The sequence below is a fragment of the Pseudomonas sp. 1121_17 genome, assembly GCF_052850745.1.
Map to the genome: position 1 here is coordinate 258,603 of NZ_VXCX01000004.1, position 17,217 is coordinate 275,819.

At 60.7% G+C, this 17,217-nt stretch carries 17 protein-coding genes; all 17 read right to left on the reverse strand.

Features of this window, described 5'->3' with window-relative positions; genetic code table 11:
- Positions 1 to 99: 99 nt before the first annotated feature.
- A complete protein-coding gene (fliG, locus tag FW789_RS11345; protein ID WP_101317844.1) occupies positions 100 to 1,119 on the reverse strand; it encodes a flagellar motor switch protein FliG in 1,020 nt (339 codons plus the stop codon).
- Positions 1,112 to 2,890 (reverse strand): flagellar basal-body MS-ring/collar protein FliF, encoded by a 1,779-nt coding sequence (gene fliF, locus FW789_RS11350; RefSeq protein WP_103436650.1) that lies wholly within the window; start codon positions 2,888 to 2,890, stop codon positions 1,112 to 1,114. Before fliF ends, fliG begins: the two co-directional genes overlap by 8 nt.
- A 14-nt stretch (positions 2,891 to 2,904) precedes the next feature.
- Positions 2,905 to 3,237 carry a flagellar hook-basal body complex protein FliE gene (gene fliE / locus FW789_RS11355; RefSeq protein ID WP_103436649.1) on the reverse strand — a complete coding sequence of 111 codons (333 nt, stop codon included), beginning with the start codon at positions 3,235 to 3,237 and terminating at the stop codon, positions 2,905 to 2,907.
- A 107-nt stretch (positions 3,238 to 3,344) separates the two neighbouring features.
- On the reverse strand, positions 3,345 to 4,727 hold the full coding sequence (locus tag FW789_RS11360; RefSeq protein WP_207072639.1) for a sigma-54-dependent transcriptional regulator: 1,383 nt from the start codon (positions 4,725 to 4,727) through the stop codon (positions 3,345 to 3,347).
- Positions 4,727 to 5,944, reverse strand: a complete 1,218-nt coding sequence (locus FW789_RS11365) for a sensor histidine kinase (protein ID WP_446431461.1) — start codon at positions 5,942 to 5,944, stop codon at positions 4,727 to 4,729. Before FW789_RS11365 ends, FW789_RS11360 begins: the two co-directional genes overlap by 1 nt.
- A gap of 140 nt (positions 5,945 to 6,084) precedes the next feature.
- Positions 6,085 to 7,560, reverse strand: coding sequence for a transcriptional regulator FleQ (gene fleQ / locus FW789_RS11370; protein WP_103436646.1), 1,476 nt, complete (start codon positions 7,558 to 7,560; stop codon positions 6,085 to 6,087).
- A gap of 167 nt (positions 7,561 to 7,727) precedes the next feature.
- Positions 7,728 to 8,024, reverse strand: a complete 297-nt coding sequence (locus FW789_RS11375) for a flagellar protein FliT (protein WP_103436645.1) — start codon at positions 8,022 to 8,024, stop codon at positions 7,728 to 7,730.
- 15 nt (positions 8,025 to 8,039) lie between these two features.
- Positions 8,040 to 8,435: a flagellar export chaperone FliS gene (gene fliS, locus FW789_RS11380; protein WP_150569774.1), complete on the reverse strand. Its 396-nt coding sequence runs from the start codon at positions 8,433 to 8,435 to the stop codon at positions 8,040 to 8,042.
- A gap of 131 nt (positions 8,436 to 8,566) precedes the next feature.
- Positions 8,567 to 9,967 (reverse strand): flagellar filament capping protein FliD, encoded by a 1,401-nt coding sequence (fliD, locus tag FW789_RS11385; protein ID WP_186698636.1) that lies wholly within the window; start codon positions 9,965 to 9,967, stop codon positions 8,567 to 8,569.
- A gap of 79 nt (positions 9,968 to 10,046) precedes the next feature.
- Positions 10,047 to 10,418, reverse strand: coding sequence for a flagellar protein FlaG (locus FW789_RS11390; protein WP_150569776.1), 372 nt, complete (start codon positions 10,416 to 10,418; stop codon positions 10,047 to 10,049).
- A gap of 73 nt (positions 10,419 to 10,491) precedes the next feature.
- Positions 10,492 to 11,343 (reverse strand): flagellin domain-containing protein, encoded by an 852-nt coding sequence (locus tag FW789_RS11395; protein ID WP_186698632.1) that lies wholly within the window; start codon positions 11,341 to 11,343, stop codon positions 10,492 to 10,494.
- Positions 11,344 to 11,636: 293 nt separating this feature from the next.
- Positions 11,637 to 12,572 (reverse strand): ketoacyl-ACP synthase III, encoded by a 936-nt coding sequence (locus tag FW789_RS11400; RefSeq protein ID WP_186698630.1) that lies wholly within the window; start codon positions 12,570 to 12,572, stop codon positions 11,637 to 11,639.
- 162 nt (positions 12,573 to 12,734) lie between these two features.
- Positions 12,735 to 13,913, reverse strand: coding sequence for a dTDP-4-amino-4,6-dideoxygalactose transaminase (rffA, locus tag FW789_RS11405; protein WP_186698627.1), 1,179 nt, complete (start codon positions 13,911 to 13,913; stop codon positions 12,735 to 12,737).
- A 51-nt stretch (positions 13,914 to 13,964) separates the two neighbouring features.
- Entirely contained in the window at positions 13,965 to 14,651 is a 687-nt protein-coding gene (locus FW789_RS11410; protein ID WP_186698625.1) for a metallophosphoesterase family protein, read from the reverse strand.
- Positions 14,632 to 15,609: an ATP-grasp domain-containing protein gene (locus FW789_RS11415; RefSeq protein ID WP_446431462.1), complete on the reverse strand. Its 978-nt coding sequence runs from the start codon at positions 15,607 to 15,609 to the stop codon at positions 14,632 to 14,634. The genes FW789_RS11410 and FW789_RS11415 overlap by 20 nt, the downstream gene beginning before the upstream one ends.
- Positions 15,606 to 16,454: an NAD-dependent epimerase/dehydratase family protein gene (locus tag FW789_RS11420; RefSeq protein WP_446431463.1), complete on the reverse strand. Its 849-nt coding sequence runs from the start codon at positions 16,452 to 16,454 to the stop codon at positions 15,606 to 15,608. Before FW789_RS11420 ends, FW789_RS11415 begins: the two co-directional genes overlap by 4 nt.
- Positions 16,451 to 17,179 carry a class I SAM-dependent methyltransferase gene (locus FW789_RS11425; RefSeq protein WP_446431464.1) on the reverse strand — a complete coding sequence of 243 codons (729 nt, stop codon included), beginning with the start codon at positions 17,177 to 17,179 and terminating at the stop codon, positions 16,451 to 16,453. The genes FW789_RS11420 and FW789_RS11425 overlap by 4 nt, the downstream gene beginning before the upstream one ends.
- Between the last annotated feature and the right edge of the window lie 38 nt (positions 17,180 to 17,217).

The window sequence follows — 17,217 nt, forward strand, 5'->3', positions numbered from 1 at the left end:
GCCAACGTACGCCCGGCTCGCGCGCGCGTCGGTGGAAAAATCCAGCGTGCCAGCGCTGGCGCCTGAGGTCGAACCTTTCAGCGCCAGCCTGAACAAGGCTTAGATCATTTCTTCGGCGCCCTTGCCGCCCAGCACGATCTCGCCGGCATCGGCCATACGCCGCGCGATGGTGAGGATTTCCTTCTGCGCGGTCTCGACGTCGCTGACCCGCACCGGGCCCTTGGCTTCGAGGTCGTCACGCAGCAGCTCGGAAGCACGTTTGGACATATTCTTGAAGATCTTGTCCTTGACCCGCTCGTCGGCGCCCTTGAGCGACACCACCAGCACGTCCGAGGCAACTTCGCGCAACAGCGCCTGAATGCCACGGTCGTCGACGTCGGCAAGGTTGTTGAAGACGAACATCAAGTCTTCGATCTGTTCGGACAGGTCGCCATCGATCTCGCGGATCGAATCCATCAGCTGACCTTCGACCGAACTGTCGAGGAAGTTCATGATATCGGCAGCCCGCTTGATACCACCCAGGGTGGTCCGCGCGGCATTGGAGTTGCCGGAGAACTGCTTCTCGAGGATCTGGTTGAGCTCCTTGAGCGCGGCTGGCTGTACGGTGTTCAACGACGATACGCGCAGGATGATGTCCAGGCGCACCTTGTGGTCGAAGTTACCCAGCACCTCACCGGCCTGGTCAGGGTCCAGGTAGGCCACCACGATGGCCTGGATCTGCGGGTGCTCGAAGCGGATCACGTCAGCCACGGCGCGTGGCTCCATCCACTTCAGGCTGTCCAGGCCGCTGGTGTTGCCACCGAGCAGAATGCGGTCGATCAGGCCGTTGGCCTTGTCCTCACCAAGGGCTTGGTTGAGCATCTTGCGGATGTAGCCGTCGGAGCCGACGCCAAGGCTGGTCTGCTCGCCGACGATTTCGACGAACTCGCTCATCACCTGCTGGACCTGGTCGCGGTGGATGTTGCCCACCTGCGCCATGGCCACGCCGACTCGCTGCACTTCCTTGGGGCCCATATGGCGCAGGACCTGCGCGGCATCGGTTTCGCCCAGCGACAGCAGCAGGATCGCGGCCTTGTCGGTGCGGCTCAGTTTGGCGGTAACGGCTCGGTTATCACTCATCGGCGTTGATCCACTCTTTCACGACCTGAGCGACACGGCCCGGGTCTTCGGCCACCAGGCCTTTGATTGCGTTCAACTGCGCCTCATATCCCTCACTCGGGCTTGGCAACAGAATGCTTTGCGGGCCACCCAGGCTGACACGGTCGTTGGCCAGATCGCCATCCAGACCAATCATCCCACCCAGCTCCATGTCGCCGTCGGCAGCAGACTGCTTGCCACCGCCGGTGATGTTGTTGAGCACCGGACGCAATACGCCGAACACCAACACCAGAATGAACAGCACACCCATCATCTGCTTCATGATGTCCCAGAACCAGGGCTGCGAGTAGAACGGGATATCGGCGATTTCCAGGCTGCGATCAGCGGCGAACGGCACGTTGATCACGGTCACGCTGTCGCCACGACTGGCATCGAAGCCCACCGCGTCCTGGACCAGGCGGGTGAAGCGCGCCAGATCTTCGGCGCCCCACGGTGCACGGGTGGTTTCGCCAGTCGCTGCGTCGAGTTTGGCCTGATCGTCCACCACCACTGCCACCGACAGGCGGCTGAGGCGGCCCTGTTGCTGACGGGTATGGCTGATCGAGCGGTCCAGCTCGAAGTTCTTGGTCGACTGCTTGCGCTTGTCGGCCGGGTACGGTGCGAGCATAGGCTGGCCGGTGGCCGGGTCCATGATCTGCGCGCCATTGGCATCCAGCAATGGCTGGCCAGGCTGAATGGCACCCGCTGGGGTTGCCGCGGCGGTGGCGTTTTGCGGTGCGGCAGCGGCAGCTGGCGGCTGGTTGCTCAGAGCACCCGGCACGCCTTGCGGCCCCTGGCTGCTGGTGCGCTGCTCGTCGACCGACTGTTCGCTGCGCAGGGCTGGCTGATCAGGGTTGAACTGCTCGGAGGTCGACTCGACTGCACTGAAGTCGACATCGGCCGACACTTCAGCCTTGTAGCGGTCATTGCCCAGCACTGGCTGCAGAATGTTGTGCACGCGCTGGGTGAGCATGCCTTCCATGCGTCGGCTGTAATCGAACTGCTTGCCGGCCATGGTCAGCGAAGAGTCCTGCAGTTGATCGGAGAGCAGGTTGCCTTTCTGGTCGACCACCGTGACCTGGGTCTTGTCCAGTTCCGGCACGCTGGTCGCCACCAGATTGACGATCGCCATCACCTGGCCCGGCTCCAGCGCACGGCCCGGATACAGTTCAACCAGTACCGACGCACTTGGCTTGCGCTCGTCGCGCACGAATACCGAGCTTTTCGGGATCGCCAGATGGACGCGGGCGGCCTTGACGTTGTTCAGGCTCGACACGGTGCGCGCCAGCTCGCCTTCCAGGCTGCGCCGGTAGCGGGTCGCCTCCATGAACTGGCTGGTGCCCAGACCCTGCTCTTTGTCGAGCATCTCGAAGCCGACGTTGCCGTCGCTTGGCGCCACGCCAGCGGCTGCCAGTTTCAGGCGCGCACGGGAGAGGTCGTCGGCCTTGACCAGCAGAGCGCCGGAGTTGGGCTCCACGTTGTAGGGGATGTCGGCGGCGCCAAGCACTTCCATGACCTGCTTGGTGTCCATGCCGGCCAGGCTGCCATACAGCGGCCGGTAGTCCGGCTGCTGCGACCAGAGCACCACGGCAAAGCCGATAGCCACACTGGCAGCCAGGCCGACCAACAGGCCGACCTGACGCAGGGCGGGCATCCGCGAGATGTTTTCCAGGAACGACATGCCGAACAGCGGCGGCTTGGCCACTGGCGGCCCGCTCTTGGCGGGGGCGTTATCGACGACTGCTTCGGCCATGAGTCAATTAGTCCTCAAACCGGCATCTGCATGATGTCCTGGTACGCCTGAACCAGCTTGTTGCGCACCTGGGTCAACGCCTGGAATGACACCGAGGCTTTTTGCGAAGCAACCATCACGTCGGTCAGGTCCACGCCGCTCTTGCCAATTTCGAACGCGTTGGCGAGCTGGCTCGAGGCCTGCTGGGTTTCATGGACCTTGCCAATGGCCTGGCCGAGCATGTCGGCAAAACTGCTCTGCCCTGGCGCCAGCTCAGGCGCAGCTGCCACTTTGGGCAGGGACATGGCATCGGCCTGCATGGACCGCATGTCCAACATCAGACGATTGAATTCAATACCTTGGCTCATGAACTTCTCTCTCCGGCGGCCGCATTTTTTTGACACTCATGCAGCGGATAGGCTGGTGCTAGCAAGAGCGATGCCAGCCATCCTGTAAGCGGGTTAATTAAGGTGAATCAGCCGAACAGGCTGGCCTCGACATCAAGGCCGGCATCGCGCATCTGCGCCAGCTTGTAGCGCAGGGTGCGTGGGCTGATGCCCAGCCGATCGGCCGCTTCCTTGCGCCGCCCGCGCTCGGCGCGCAGGGTGTCGATGATCATCTGGAATTCGTGCCGGCGCAGGTCGTCGCCCAACACCCCGGAATCAGCAGGTAAATCGCTAGCGACTGCCAATGCAGGCGCGACCAGCGCTGCCGGTGCAGACAAGGCAATGACCCCACCCAGACAAAAATCCGCCGCCTCGATCAAGCCGCCCTGCTGCAGAATCAGCGCCCGCTGCAGGGCATTGTCGAGTTCGCGCACGTTGCCCGGCCACGGATGGTTCTGCAGGCAGTGGCGCGCCTCGGCAGACAACCGGACCGGCGCGTGCTTCATCTTCGCCACATGGCGCGCCAGCAGGCGCTCGGCCAGCGGCAGAATATCGCCGCTGCGCTCGCGCAGCGGGCACCAGGCCAAGGGGAACACCGACAATCGATAGAACAGGTCTTCACGGAAGCGCCCCGCCGCTACTTCAGCGCCCAGGTCGCGATTGGTGGTAGCCAGCACGCGAATATCCAGCGCGATTGGCTTGCGTCCACCCACCCGCTCCACTTCGCGCTCCTGCAACACCCGCAGCAGCTTGGCCTGCAAGCCCAGCGGCATTTCGGAAATCTCGTCAAGGAGCAAGGTACCGCCATCGGCCTGCTCGAATTTGCCTGGCTGAGCGGCAATGGCGCCGGTGAAGGCACCCTTCTCGTGGCCGAACAAGGTTGCCTCAAGCATGTTGTCCGGGATTGCTGCGCAGTTGATCGCCACAAACGGCTGCGCCGCTCGCGAGGACCGGCGATGGATGTACTGCGCCAAGACCTCCTTGCCGGTTCCCGATTCGCCAGAAATCAACACCGTCGAATCACTCTGGGCGACGCGCGCAGCCAGCTCCAGCAAGCGCCGGCTGGCCGGCTCGCATGCCACCGGGCCGTCTTCATCGGCACCGCCGACGCGACCGCCAGCATGACGCGCCACCAGACTTAACAGCGCCTGCGGCTCGAACGGCTTGACCAGGTAATCCACCGCGCCTTGGCGCATGGCCTGGACTGCACGCTCAACCGCAGCATGGGCGGTCATCAGCAGCACCGGCAATTGCGGATGGCTGCTGCGCAATTGCAGCAGCAACTGATGGCCGTCCATGCCAGGCATGTTGACGTCACTCACCACCAGACTGAACGCTTCACCGGCCACAGCGGCCAACGCCTCTTCGGCACTGCCCACCGCCCGGTAGGCAAAACCGCCGATCTCGAGGGTATCGCCAAGCGCTTCACGCAGCACCCGGTCATCCTCGACCAGCAGCACCTTGATCCCCATCAGCGCGCCTCCCCAGGCAACTCGCCCAGCAGCGGCAGGATCACCTGCACGCAGGTGCCCCGACCTACTCGCGAGCGCATGTGTACTTCGCCCTGATGTGCACGCACCACCGCCTGAACCACGGCCAGGCCGAGTCCGGTACCGGTAGTCTTGGTGGTCAGAAACGGCTCACCGAGGCGCGCCAGCAGCGCCGGCGCGATGCCGCAGCCGGCATCACTGACGCACAGGTGCAGCGCATGCCCACGACGGAACAAATGAATTTTTACCCGCGCCGGCAGCGTGCTTGCCTGCAGGGCGTTTTCCAGCAAATTGAGCAGTGCCCCGACCAGGGTGTCGCGATTGCACAGCAACTCACCCAGGTGGGTGTCGCACTGCCAACGCACCGCATGGCCCTGCACATGCACCTGCGCGGCTTGTTGCAACGCTTGGAACAAACCCTTGGGGCTGACCCGATCAGCCAGCGGCAACTCACCGCGGGCGAACACCAGCATGTCGCGCACCTGATGCTCAAGCTCGTGCAGTCGCTCCTTGAGGTTTCCAGCAAAGCGCTGACGGGTTTCGCTGGTCAACTGTTGCTGCGGATCCGCCAGGTGGCTGGCATAGAGCATGGCCGCCGACAGCGGCGTGCGGATCTGATGCGCCAGCGAGGCAACCATGCGCCCGAGCGAGGACAAGCGCTCATGCCGGGCGAGTTGATCCTGCAGGCGACGGGTTTCGGTCAGGTCAGTCAACAGGACCAACTGGCCAGGCTCGGCATCCAGCGAGCGGGTGGCGATAGACACACGGCGGCCATCGCGCAGGGACACTTCATGGCCGTCGTCCTTGCGTGGGGCGAAACTGCGGGCAATGATCTGGCGCCACAATTCGCCGAGCAAGGGCTCGCCCAGCAACTCGCAGGCCGCAGGATTCGCCTCGCGCACCCTGCCGTGCTCATCAATCACCACCACCCCGCCAGGCAACAGGTCGAGCAGGTTCTGCAGGCGATTGGCCAGGCGTTCCTTTTCGTCCAGTTCAGCCATGCGCTGTGCACTGACTACAGCAAGCTCGCCCTTGAGCTCGCGCACCCGCGCCTCGAGCATGCCGTAGGATTGATTCAGTTGGCTGGAAACCTGATTGAACAACGCGAATGCGTGCTCAAGGCCCTGTCGGCTTTCCTGCTCGACCGGGATGCGACCCTGCGGATCAGCGGCTCGGGAAATCGGGGCGGCGTGGGGCATGGTGCTCTCTCGCGTGGCTGACCGTCATAAAAACGGTGTGTTGCCTGCGATATAGCAATAGCCGTGCCGGAGATAGGGTTAACGGAGTGGAGGGCTTATCAGGGCTGCGCTGCAGCCCTATGCAAGGGGAACGGCAGGCGTCAATCCTCTGCCTGTTCCTCGCCGTCGCGACGGCTCATGCCGTATTTGCGCATTTTCTCCACCAGCGTCGTACGGCGAATCCGCAAGCGCTCGGCGGCCCGCGCAACGATGCCATTGGCGTCGTCCAGCGCCTGCTGGATCAAACCTTGCTCGAGGCTACCGAGGTAGTCCTTGAGGTCGAGGCCTTCGGGCGGCAGCATCGCGTGATTGGAGAAATTCGGCGTATGGCCGTTGATCGCAACACGCTCTTCCAGGTCGCTGCGCATGCTGTCGACCAACTGCTCGTCTTCATCGTCGACGTAGCGGAATTTCTTCGGCAGCTCGGACACCCCGATCACACCGTAGGGATGCATGATCGCCATGCGCTCGACCAGGTTGGCCAGCTCGCGAACGTTGCCAGGCCAGCCATGGCGGCACAGCGACATGATCGAGGCCGAATTGAACCGAATCGACCCACGCTTCTCGTGCTCCATGCGCGAGATCAGCTCGTTCATCAGCAGCGGGATGTCTTCAACTCGCTCACGCAGCGGCGCCATCTCGATCGGGAACACGTTCAGGCGATAGTACAAGTCTTCGCGGAAGGTGCCCTCTTCGATCATGACCTCAAGGTTCTTGTGCGTAGCGGCAATGATGCGCACATCGATGCTCTGGGTCTTGTTGCTACCCACACGCTCGAAGGTACGCTCCTGCAACACACGCAGCAGCTTGACCTGCATCGGCAGCGGCATGTCGCCAATCTCGTCGAGGAACAGCGTGCCGCCGTTGGCCAGCTCGAAGCGCCCAGCGCGACTGGTGATCGCACCGGTGAACGCGCCCTTTTCGTGACCAAACAGTTCGCTTTCGAGCAACTCGGCCGGGATCGCGCCACAGTTGACCGGCACGAACGGTGCTTCACGGCGCTTGGAATGATAGTGCAGGTTACGCGCGACCACTTCCTTGCCAGTGCCCGACTCGCCGAGGATCAGCACGCTGGCGTCGGTGTCGGCCACCTGCTGCATCATCTGCCGCACGTGCTGAATGGCGCGACTGGTGCCAACCAGGCTGCGGAACAGGTTCGGTTCGCGCTGACGGCCACGCTCGCGGGCATGGTCGTACATTTCGCGATAGACCTGGGCGCGGTGCAGGGAGTCGAGCAGCTGGCTGTAGCTGGCAGGCATTTCCAGGTTGGACAACACCCGGCGGCGCAGGTCCTCAGGGAACTCCGCAGCAGAAACATCGCCAAGCAGCAACATCGGAAGGAACTCATCCCAGCCTGCCACTGTCTTAAGCAGCCCTTGCACACTGGAAGGCGCGTTGACCGCACCGATAAGTACGCACAGCACCTCACGACTGGAGGCCAGCGACTCTACCGCTTGCTGCCAGTCCTGGCTTGAGCAAGACAGGTTGTCTTCGCCGAGAAAGTTCAGAACCACTGCCAGATCGCGGCGGCGGGCGCTGTCGTCATCGATCAGGAGAATCTTGGTTTCACGCCACATGCAATAGCAACTTCCCTAGTCATATCGGCGCCCTGAGGGCGTGCTCGACATCATTCCGACTGAATGGTCAGTGTTCGGACGTCTGAAATTCGAATACAGCCACTAGTAAAGTCAAAAAAAAACGCACAGTCAAATTTATGGCGCTCAGTTTTTGCATCTCATCAGTGTCAGCTGAACAGATGGTATACCTTAGCGGCATTTTTCGCCTGACGGATTTGCGTCATCTCGTCGACTAAAGTTTGACGTTCCCCACTTGCAACATCAATCAGATGCCGATAGACCTCGAGCAGCTGCTCCAGGCTGGCACGTACCTGGCTTTCATTGTGCGATGCTTCGGACAACACGTCATCGACGCACAGGCGGCACTCGAGATCGAGTTCGCTCACTGCATCCCAGTCGCGGCCGGCGAGCGCTGCCAGCAGCGCCTCTCGGGTCTGTTCGATACGCTCGATCACCATGCTCATGCCACGCTCCTTGGATCAGCCTTCCGGCTGTTGGTCAGCGATCGCATCCCAGCCTTCCTTGACCGTGATCAGCAGGCGGGCGACTTCGTCGATGATCGCGGTGTCGGTCTTCAGGTTCGCCTCGACCAGGCGCCGGCTCATGTAGGTATACAGGTTGTCCAGCTCGGCCAGGCTGTCGGCGTGGTTTTCCAGGTCGAGACCTTCACGCAGGCCGCCGATGATGTCGATGGCTTTGCTGAGGAGGATGCCTTGCTGGGCGATATCTTTGCGCGCGATAGCACCCTTGGCTTGCGCCAGGCGGTCCAGCCCGCCCTGCATGAGCATCTGCACCAGACGATGCGGGCTCGCCTCGGACGTCTGCGCCACACCGTTGACTTTCTGGTACTGCCGAAGGGCCAGCATCGGATTCATGGATCTGCCTCGTTACCGCGAAAAAGGTTGCGTATACCCTGTATATCGCCGCCACGTCAAAAAACTTTAGCCGCGAAAAAAAACCCGGTGCGTCTTGGCAACGCTACCGGGCTTGTTTCATCTGCTCATGTTCAGGACTTTCTGGCCTGCGCATTGATGGCTTCGAAGATCGAGGTAATCTGGTTGGCCTGAGCCTTCATCTTGCCCAGAGCGGTGTCCAGCGCTACGTACTTCTTGGTCAGCGATGTGGTCAGCGCCTCGGTACGACGATCCAGGGCAGCCTGCTGATCGGCAAGGTTCTTGGCGACCTTGTCGAGGTTGTTCTTGCGTGTCACCAGGCTGCCATCGACCGCGTTATACGGATCAATGACTTTGGTCATGCGCTCGAAAATACCATTGGTGCCACTGAACAGCTGCTGTATCTCGCTGCCAAGTTTCTTGTCATTCATGGCACTGTCGAACTTGCTGCTGGTGAACTCCAGCGTGCCGTCTTTCTGCGTGTTGATGCCAAGCTGACTCAAGGTGGTCAGCCGGTCACCTGCGCCAACTTCGGCCAGAACACCGCGCACATCGGCCAGCAGCGACCGGGTCGTCGGATCGTTACTCAGCGGGCCGAGCGTTACGCTGCCATCAGCATTGGTGGTGGCTTTGGTCAGCGCAGCAACCGTTTTCTGCAGGGTGTTGTATGCGTCGACGAAACTCTGCACCGACGTTTTCAAGCCGTCGGTGTTGGATGCCACGGTGACCTTGGTCGGCGACCCAGCGAGGCTGGCGCCGGTCAATTCGAGCGATAGCCCGCTCACTGCAGTGGTGACGGTATTGGAAGCGCTCTTGACCTCCAGGCCGTCCACCAGCATGACCGCATCCTCAGCTAGCGCAGTGATATAGCCAGCGCCTTCGGTCTTCATCGATTTGGTGCCGTCGATCTCCAGATCAGGGATACCGCTGACCTTGATATCGGTATTGGCGCCTGTGGTAGTGGAACCCAGCACCAAACGAGCACCATCTTCACCGGTGATGATGTTGGCAGAGATGCCGCTGGCGCTCAGCTCCTTGTTGATCTGGTCGCGCACAGTCTGCAGGGTCGCATCATCGCCAACAGTGATCTTGTAGCTCTTGCCACCTTGCTCGATGACCAGCTCGCCCGGATCAATGCTTTTACTCGGACCTTCAAGGAACGCCTGGCTGGCGACCTTGGAACTGGTGGCGAGGTTTTTCACTTCGATGCTGTAAGAGCCCGCCACAGCCGTGTTGCTGGCTTTGGCCTTGACCACGCTCTCGCTTGCCGACGTTGCCGCGTAGGCATTGAACGACGGCGCATTCTTGTCGTTGAGCTTGCCCATCGACGTAGTGAAAGCAGTGAGGGCACTACGCAGCGCGCCAACCCCGGAAATGTACGCAGCATTGTTGCTGGTCTGCCGGGTGATCTGAGCCTTCTTGGCGGCAGTATCGGAATCGACCAGCACTTTTACGATTTCAGTGATGTTGATTCCAGAGCCGAGGCCCAAGGAGGAAACGATCGAGCTTGCCATGGTGGTGCTCCTCTCTGCTTGTGCGGTCACCCAAGGTTACAGGGCCGCCACGATTCATTATTGCTGAATTCGCCGCCAATCATACCTTGGCGTCGAATAGAAGACTGTTGACATCACTCAAGCTGCTGGCGATCCGCAACGCCTCTTCCGAGGGTAGCTGACGAATGAGCTCGCCAGTTTCGCTGGCGATGACCTTGACCACGATCTTGCCGGAATCCTCATCGGTGGAGAACTCCAGATTACGTCGAGACGTGCTCAGGAATTTTTCTATTTCCGATACCGCATTGCGAACCTGCTCGGCATCGATCACGGCCGGCGGTTGTTTCGTTTCACTGACACGATCAGTATCTGCCGAGCGCAACACAGGCGCATCTGCTACTGGCTTGTCGGCGACCACCTCGACCGGACGCACGGCCGGGTAAGACTGGTTCAGCTTGACGCTCATGTCCATGTCTGCCACCTCGCAACGAAAAAAGCGGAGAAGCGCAGCATCCTGCGCTCCTCCGCCAACGACCAATCAACTATTACTGAAGCAGCTTCAGTACAGCGGATGGCAGCTGGTTGGCCTGAGCCAGAACCGAAGTGGAAGCTTGCTGCAGAGTCTGCTGCTTGGTCAGCTGGGCAGTTTCAGCGGCGAAGTCGGTGTCTTGTACGCGACCACGAGCAGCTTCGGCGTTTTCGTTGATGTTTTGCAGGTTGTTGATGGTGCTGGTCAGACGGTTCTGCACGGCACCCAGGTCAGCACGAGTGGTGTTGATGGCGTTCAGGGCGTCATCGATCGCGCTCATGGCGGCGGTGAAAGTGGCCTCGGCCGCGGAGCTGTCTGCACCGGTGATGTTCTGGCCGGTCAGACCGCTCAGTGCACCAGTGGTGTTCAGCGCGTCGCTCAGGTTGATGGTGATCTGGTTGTCAGTACCGGTGTTGGAACCGACCTGGAAGGTCATCTCGCCAGCGTCGCCGTTCAGCAGGTTCTTGCCGTTCAGCTGAGTGCTGTTGGCGATACGGTCGATTTCTTTCAGCATCGACTGGAACTCTTTGTCCAGTGCGGCACGGTCGTCTTCGCTGTTGTTGTCGTTTCGCGACTGAACAGCCAGTTCACGCATACGCTGCAGAATGTTGGTCTGCTCTTGCATCGCGCCTTCAGCAGTCTGGGCGATCGAGATAGCGTCGTTGGCGTTTTTGATCGCCATGGTCTGACCTTTGATCTGCGAGGTCATGCGGGTAGCGATCTGCAGGCCGGCAGCGTCGTCTTTGGCGCTGTTGATTTTCAGGCCGGAAGACAGACGGGACATCGAGGTGCTGAGTGCGTCGGTAGCACGGTTCAGGTTCTTCTGAACGCCCAGGGAGGTAGTGTTGGTGTTAACGGTCAAAGCCATGACGAATTCCTCGTTAATTGGGTACTACGGCTTCCGGCCTTGGCAATTCGCCGGGTGGGGGCACAGAGAACCTTCGTAATAGTTATCGTCGTCAGCGGGCGTTGCTTTAGCGGATTTTCGAAAAAAATTGGTGGCATCCTGCCAGCCCAGAGAATTCGCGGACTTGACGCCATGATTCAGGCGCGCATTTAAAGACCGCAGGGCAAAAATATCCTCCTGACGCAAGCTTGCCAGCACACCAACAAAAACGCCGCCCGGGATATGGCGGCGTTCTATGCATACAGCGGCAGTGCTCAGTCACATCGTTCGATGATCGCCGAGCCCCATGACAAACCTACGCCGAAGCCGCTCAACGCGACGCGCTGGTGACGTGAGCCAAATACGTGTTTTTCCAGTAGCAAGGGAATGCTCGACGACACAGTGTTACCCGTCTCGACCATGTCCTTGACGAACCTGGCCTTGTGTTGCCCTTCCTGGAAGCGCAGCGATACCGCATCGACGATCGCCGCGCTACCCTGGTGCAGGCAGAACAGGTCAATGTCATCAGCCTGCAATTGGCTGGCATCGAGCAACTGCTGCAGGTGAGCGGGGATCTTCACCAAGGCAAAGTTGTAGACCTGGCGGCCGTTCATGTAGAACTTGCCTTCAGTGGTGCGCAGGTGTTCAGCGCCACTGCCGTCGCTGCCGAACAGCGACTTGCCGAGCTTCCAGCTGGCGTCCTCACCCATCCAGGTGGCGGTTGCAGCATCGCCGAACAGCATGGTGGTGTTACGGTCTTCCGGATCGACGATCTTCGAGTAAGGATCGGCGGTGATCAGCAAGCCATTCTTCAGGCCCGCGGCTTCCATGAAGCCCTTCATGGCATACAGACCGTAGACATACCCAGAGCAGCCAAGAGAAATGTCGAACGCCGCGATATGGGTGGGCAGGCCCAGCTTGTGCTGGACGATCGCAGCGGTATGCGGCAGCCCTTCGGCGTCACCGTTCTGGGTAACGACGATCAACACATCAATTGCCGCCGGGTCCAGCGCTGGATTATTTGCAAACAAGGCTTTGGCAGCCTCGACAGCCAGATCGGATGTTTCCTGGCCAGCGTCCTTGCGCGGCAAGAACGTCGAACCGATCTTGCCGAAGATGAAATCCTGGTCTTTGCCAAATTTCGCACCCTGGGCGTAGTTGTCCACCCCTTCGGTGGGCACGTAGCTGGCAATGCTTTTAATGCCAATCATATGGCTTCCCAATTCAATAACAGCGAAACACCCACTGCATGCACAACGACAAAAAGCCAGGCGATACGGTGACTACCGATCCCTGACCCGTTTTGCAGGCGCTATGCAGCGGCTCCCGGTTTCCGACAATATACAGTGAAGATGCGCGTTCTGACTCTCAAGTCACGCTCTTTTTGTCGAATACGCGTTTGCTGCGGACTGCCCGGTCAGGCAATCGCCGAGCACCTCGACGAGCCGATCCTGGCCCGCTCGCGGCAGCCCCCACCAGAGTGGCAGACGCAACAGCCGCTCAGCACTGCTGTCGGTGACTTGCATCGAGCCGTGCACGCGTCCGTAGCGTTGTCCCGCAGGGGACGAGTGCAGCGGCACATAGTGAAACACGGCATAGATCTCGTGCTGCCTGAGCGCATCGATCACAGCCTGGCGATCAATCCCGGGCGCGAGCAGTACATAGTACATATGGGCGTTGTGCTGAACGTCGAGGGGGATGATCGGCCGACGCAGCAAGCCTTGCTGCTCGAGCGGCTCCAGGGCGCCATGGTAGTAATCCCAGCTGGCCAGGCGGTTGTCGGTGATCGCTTGCGCTTCCTCGAGCTGAGCCCAGAGAAACGCTGCAATCAACTCACCAGGCAAGAACGACGAGCCGACCTCCTGCCAGGTGTACTTGTCTACCTCGCCGCGGAAGAAGCGACTGCGGTCAGTGCCCTTCTCGCGGATGATCTCGGCGCGCAGCACCTGCTTCGGGGTATTGACCAACAGCGCTCCGCCTTCACCGGAAATGACGTTCTTGGTCTCATGGAAGCTGAATGCACCCAGATCACCAATGCTGCCCAGCGCCCTGCCTTTGTAGCTGGACATCACACCTTGGGCGGCGTCCTCGACCACGGCCAGGCCATGCTTGCGGGCAATGGCCATGATGCTGTCCATTTCGCAGGCCACTCCAGCGTAGTGCACCGGCACGATCGCCCTGGTTCGCGGGGTGATGGCGGCTTCGATCAGGCGCTCGTCGAGATTGAGCGTATCGGCACGGATATCGACGAATACCGGCACAGCGCCACGCAGCACGAACGCGTTCGCAGTCGAGACGAAGGTGTAGGAAGGCATGATGACTTCATCGCCCGGCTGGATATCCAGCAACAGCGCCGTCATTTCCAGCGCGGCGGTACAGGAGTGGGTCAGCAGGGCCTTGGCGCTGCGGGTGTGGGCTTCCAGCCACTGGTGGCAGCGCTTGGTATACGGGCCATCGCCAGCCAGCATGTTGCCGAACTTGGCCTCGGCAATGTAGTACAGCTCTTTGCCCGTCATGTGCGGGCGATTGAAGAACATCTTTTCTGTGTTCATTGCTGATTTTCCGCAGTCGCCACCCGAAGCCATGGGTCGCTGGTTAGCCATTCAGAGCCCCGGAACGGTGCTGATCCTGCCACCTATCTGAGTGCCCTTCTCAAGGTTCTGGTAAAAGTATGGGGTGAATCCGGCAGCGGCCATCGCCCGCTGCGTCCTGCCGATGTCATAGGCGACGCGGTGCAGTACAAACGTCTCACCGTCCCAGGTGGCGAAACCCGCGCGCGGGTCTCCGTCACGCGGCTGGCCAACCGAACCCGGATTGCAATAGACCTTGCCTTGGCCTTGCCATAGAAACTGCACATGGGTGTGCCCTGAGGCGAAGCGACAGCCCGGCAGCGCATCGAAATAGCCTTGCGAGGGACGCAGATATTCATCCAACGGATCATTCCAGCCGCCATGCACCATGTGGATGTCCTGCTCCACGGCATGCGTGGCCAGGCGTTTCAACCAGTCAAGGTTACTCGCGCTGATAACACCCGCCTGATAGTCCAGGCACGCATTGGCACTGTTCGAGCGGGGGCAGCGCTCTTGATTGGCCAGGTACCAGTCGTGGTTACCCATCACCGAAAGCACCTGGCGCTCGCGCAGTGCATCGCAGCACGCATTGACCTCGCTGTAGTAGCCAGCGGTGTCGCCCAGGCAGATGATCCGCGACACGCCAAGTGCATCAAGCCGGTCAAGCACCGTACACAGTGCGCTGTAGTTGCCGTGGACGTCAGAAATGATGCCGATCATAGACAACGTGATCCTCTATGTAGCGGACCGCGAAGCCCTGCCTGAGTGTCGGCTGCTGGGCAATCCTACCGTCCAGATAATAGTCCAGGCACATCGCCGCCTCGTTGTAGCCAAAGGCAGTACGGATCGAGCTGGTCGAAGAAATCCGCGGATTGATCTCGAGCAAGCGCCAGCCGCCCTGGTCATCGCGGCGAAACTGCAGATTGGTCGGACCCACCGGTTTGAACGCACGGCACAATCGGGCGACGGTGCCGTCCAGGCTATCGGCCTGATAGACCCACGCCTTGGCGGTCGAACCGTCGGAGGCCAGACTGCGCTGGAAGGCAATGCTCGCACCGGCATTGCCCAGGCCGTCGCCGAACACCGCCACGGTGTACTCCTGAGCTGCAGTGCCAATGATCGGCTGCGCCATCATCACCTCACCGACAAGCGGCGCATAAGGCGTGAAGTCCTGCTCCTGGTGGACCCATACCAGCCCTTTGGAGGCATAACCCTTGCGCGGCTTGAGCAGAAACGGCAGACCCAGAGCCTGCTTCAGCGAATGGAAATCACCAGCGATCAGGCTTGGGATGCGGCAGCGCTCGTCAAGCGCCAGCAGGGCCTGATCCATGGCCCACTTGTCGCGCGACAAGTCGATCAGAGCCTGGGTATTGAGCGCCACCTGAGTACTCGTCTTCGCCAGCAGCGCACGGTGGTCGCAAAGCCAGTGGACATCCTGCTCGATGCCCGGAATCAGCAAGTCGACCTGGTACCTGAGCACTACCTGCTGTAGCCAGTGGCCGTAGCTGGCATCGGCAGTCAGCGGCGCCTGTTCGAACACATCGCACCATGCCCGGCCGACCGCATCGTCATAGATATCGGTGCCGACCAGGCGCACTGCGGGGTCGGCCGCACGCAGCGATTTTAGCAGGCCATAGCCCATGATGGCGCCCACGCCGGTGACCATTACCGTTCTCATCCGTGCATCCCTCGCTGTGCCCGCATCAATTCGAAGCCGCGCCGGATATCCACCTTGGGCGCGTAGCCAATCCGTTCGAACAGCGCGTGCGCGCAGGCGAACATTGGCAGATCGGGGATATCGGCCCGATCCGGCAGAAACTGCACATCAACCGGCTGACCGAAAGCCTCGAACGCCGCTCGGGCAATCTGCGACAGGCGCGGGTCTTCTGGATGGCCACAGTTGTGCAAGCCCTCGACCCGCTGCTCGGCGACCCGTGCGCAGATCTCGGCGAGATCATCGACGTGCAGGTAGTTGCGACGAGGGTCGTTGCTGCCGTACAGCTTGACCGTGTTGCCGGCGGCTGCACTGTCGGCAATGGCGTACAGCAGCGGTTGGTGGATTCGACACTGGGCCTGACTGTCATAGACCTGGCTGATACGCAGAATCGTCAGGGCCATGCCCCGTGACTGACAGTACAGGCTGACGACTTCTTCGGCGTGCCGTTTGGACAGCGCGTAGATACCGTAATACGGGTCTTGCGCTTGATGCGCGGCCCAGCGCGATGACAACAGAATGAAGTGCCGCGCGCCACACTGTTCGGCCAGGCGACAGGCTGCCAGCGCACCGACGCTGTTGACCTGCTCGGCACGCACCAGATCGTCAGGTTCTGAGCCACCGAAATCGGCTGCGGCGTGCACCACTACATCGAACGATTGCCCGCAGACCGGCCTATCCAACCGACTCAGGTCAAACACAATGTCAGCCTCGCGACGCCCCGCCAACTGGACCGGGCCGTGGCGTGTCAGCGCCTGGGCGATTGCTTTGCCAAGGGTCGAAGTGCTGCCGATCACCAGGCTTTTCATAGGTCGGCGACGGTCGCTTCGAGCATCAGCGCGCAGCTGAGCTCCGGGTAGTCGATGGCCACGGTGCACATGGCAGTGGTAATGCTTTCGCTGAGTTCGAGTGATTTCATCTGCGAGGTCATGAACGGCTTGAGGAACAGGCCTTCCTTGCGCACAACCTGCAAACCCGCCTGCTCGAGCTCTTGCGTCAGTGTGTCCAATGAGTAGGCGCGCAGATGCCCCAGTTCATGATCGCCCTGCCCCAGCACCATCATGTCATCAAGCAGCCCAGCGGCATGGCCGAAGCGCCGGTGCAGCGATTGTGCATTGGGCACCAGAACAAAACAGCGGCCATTGGGCTTGAGGTACTGGCGGAAGTGGCGCAGCACTACCTGCGGGTCTTCGACATGCTCAAGGACAAAGCCCATGACGATAAGGTCAAAACGCTGATCGGTTTCGAAGGTTTCAAAATAGCCTTCGACGATGTGCGCCGGGCTGTCCGGGTGTTGCGCCTGGAACTGGGCAATTACCGAAGGCGAACCATCGATCACGGTGTGCGAGTTGAAATAGCGAGAGAATCGATTGGTTGAGAAACCATGCCCGATACCCAGTTCCAGCAAGCTGAGCTCAGGGCCGCAAAGCTCCATGATCCGCCGCGGGTACCAGTTCAGCATGATGTTGTTGTCGTAGGCGTAGCCGAAACTGTCGCTGTAAGCGCCAATGAAAGTATCGAGTGTGTTGTTCATCTATGCCGTTTCTCCTGCATGGATCGGAGCGATGTCCG

Excerpts from the sequence above, each read along its gene's own strand:
- FW789_RS11415 (WP_446431462.1), bottom strand. The coding sequence starts at position 15,609 with ATGAGAACGGTAATGGTCACCGGCGTGGGCGCCATCATGGGCTATGGC.
- rffA (WP_186698627.1), bottom strand. The coding sequence starts at position 13,913 with ATGAACACAGAAAAGATGTTCTTCAATCGCCCGCACATGACGGGCAAA.
- FW789_RS11400 (WP_186698630.1), bottom strand. The coding sequence starts at position 12,572 with ATGATTGGCATTAAAAGCATTGCCAGCTACGTGCCCACCGAAGGGGTG.
- FW789_RS11425 (WP_446431464.1), bottom strand. The coding sequence starts at position 17,179 with ATGAACAACACACTCGATACTTTCATTGGCGCTTACAGCGACAGTTTC.
- FW789_RS11420 (WP_446431463.1), bottom strand. The coding sequence starts at position 16,454 with ATGAAAAGCCTGGTGATCGGCAGCACTTCGACCCTTGGCAAAGCAATC.
- FW789_RS11395 (WP_186698632.1), bottom strand. The coding sequence starts at position 11,343 with ATGGCTTTGACCGTTAACACCAACACTACCTCCCTGGGCGTTCAGAAG.
- FW789_RS11390 (WP_150569776.1), bottom strand. The coding sequence starts at position 10,418 with ATGGACATGAGCGTCAAGCTGAACCAGTCTTACCCGGCCGTGCGTCCG.
- fliE (WP_103436649.1), bottom strand. The coding sequence starts at position 3,237 with ATGAGCCAAGGTATTGAATTCAATCGTCTGATGTTGGACATGCGGTCC.
- FW789_RS11365 (WP_446431461.1), bottom strand. The coding sequence starts at position 5,944 with ATGCCCCACGCCGCCCCGATTTCCCGAGCCGCTGATCCGCAGGGTCGC.
- fliD (WP_186698636.1), bottom strand. The coding sequence starts at position 9,967 with ATGGCAAGCTCGATCGTTTCCTCCTTGGGCCTCGGCTCTGGAATCAAC.
- fliF (WP_103436650.1), bottom strand. The coding sequence starts at position 2,890 with ATGGCCGAAGCAGTCGTCGATAACGCCCCCGCCAAGAGCGGGCCGCCA.
- fliG (WP_101317844.1), bottom strand. The coding sequence starts at position 1,119 with ATGAGTGATAACCGAGCCGTTACCGCCAAACTGAGCCGCACCGACAAG.
- FW789_RS11360 (WP_207072639.1), bottom strand. The coding sequence starts at position 4,727 with ATGGGGATCAAGGTGCTGCTGGTCGAGGATGACCGGGTGCTGCGTGAA.
- FW789_RS11375 (WP_103436645.1), bottom strand. The coding sequence starts at position 8,024 with ATGAGCATGGTGATCGAGCGTATCGAACAGACCCGAGAGGCGCTGCTG.
- FW789_RS11410 (WP_186698625.1), bottom strand. The coding sequence starts at position 14,651 with ATGATCGGCATCATTTCTGACGTCCACGGCAACTACAGCGCACTGTGT.
- fliS (WP_150569774.1), bottom strand. The coding sequence starts at position 8,435 with ATGAATCCGATGCTGGCCCTTCGGCAGTACCAGAAAGTCAACGGTGTG.
- fleQ (WP_103436646.1), bottom strand. The coding sequence starts at position 7,560 with ATGTGGCGTGAAACCAAGATTCTCCTGATCGATGACGACAGCGCCCGC.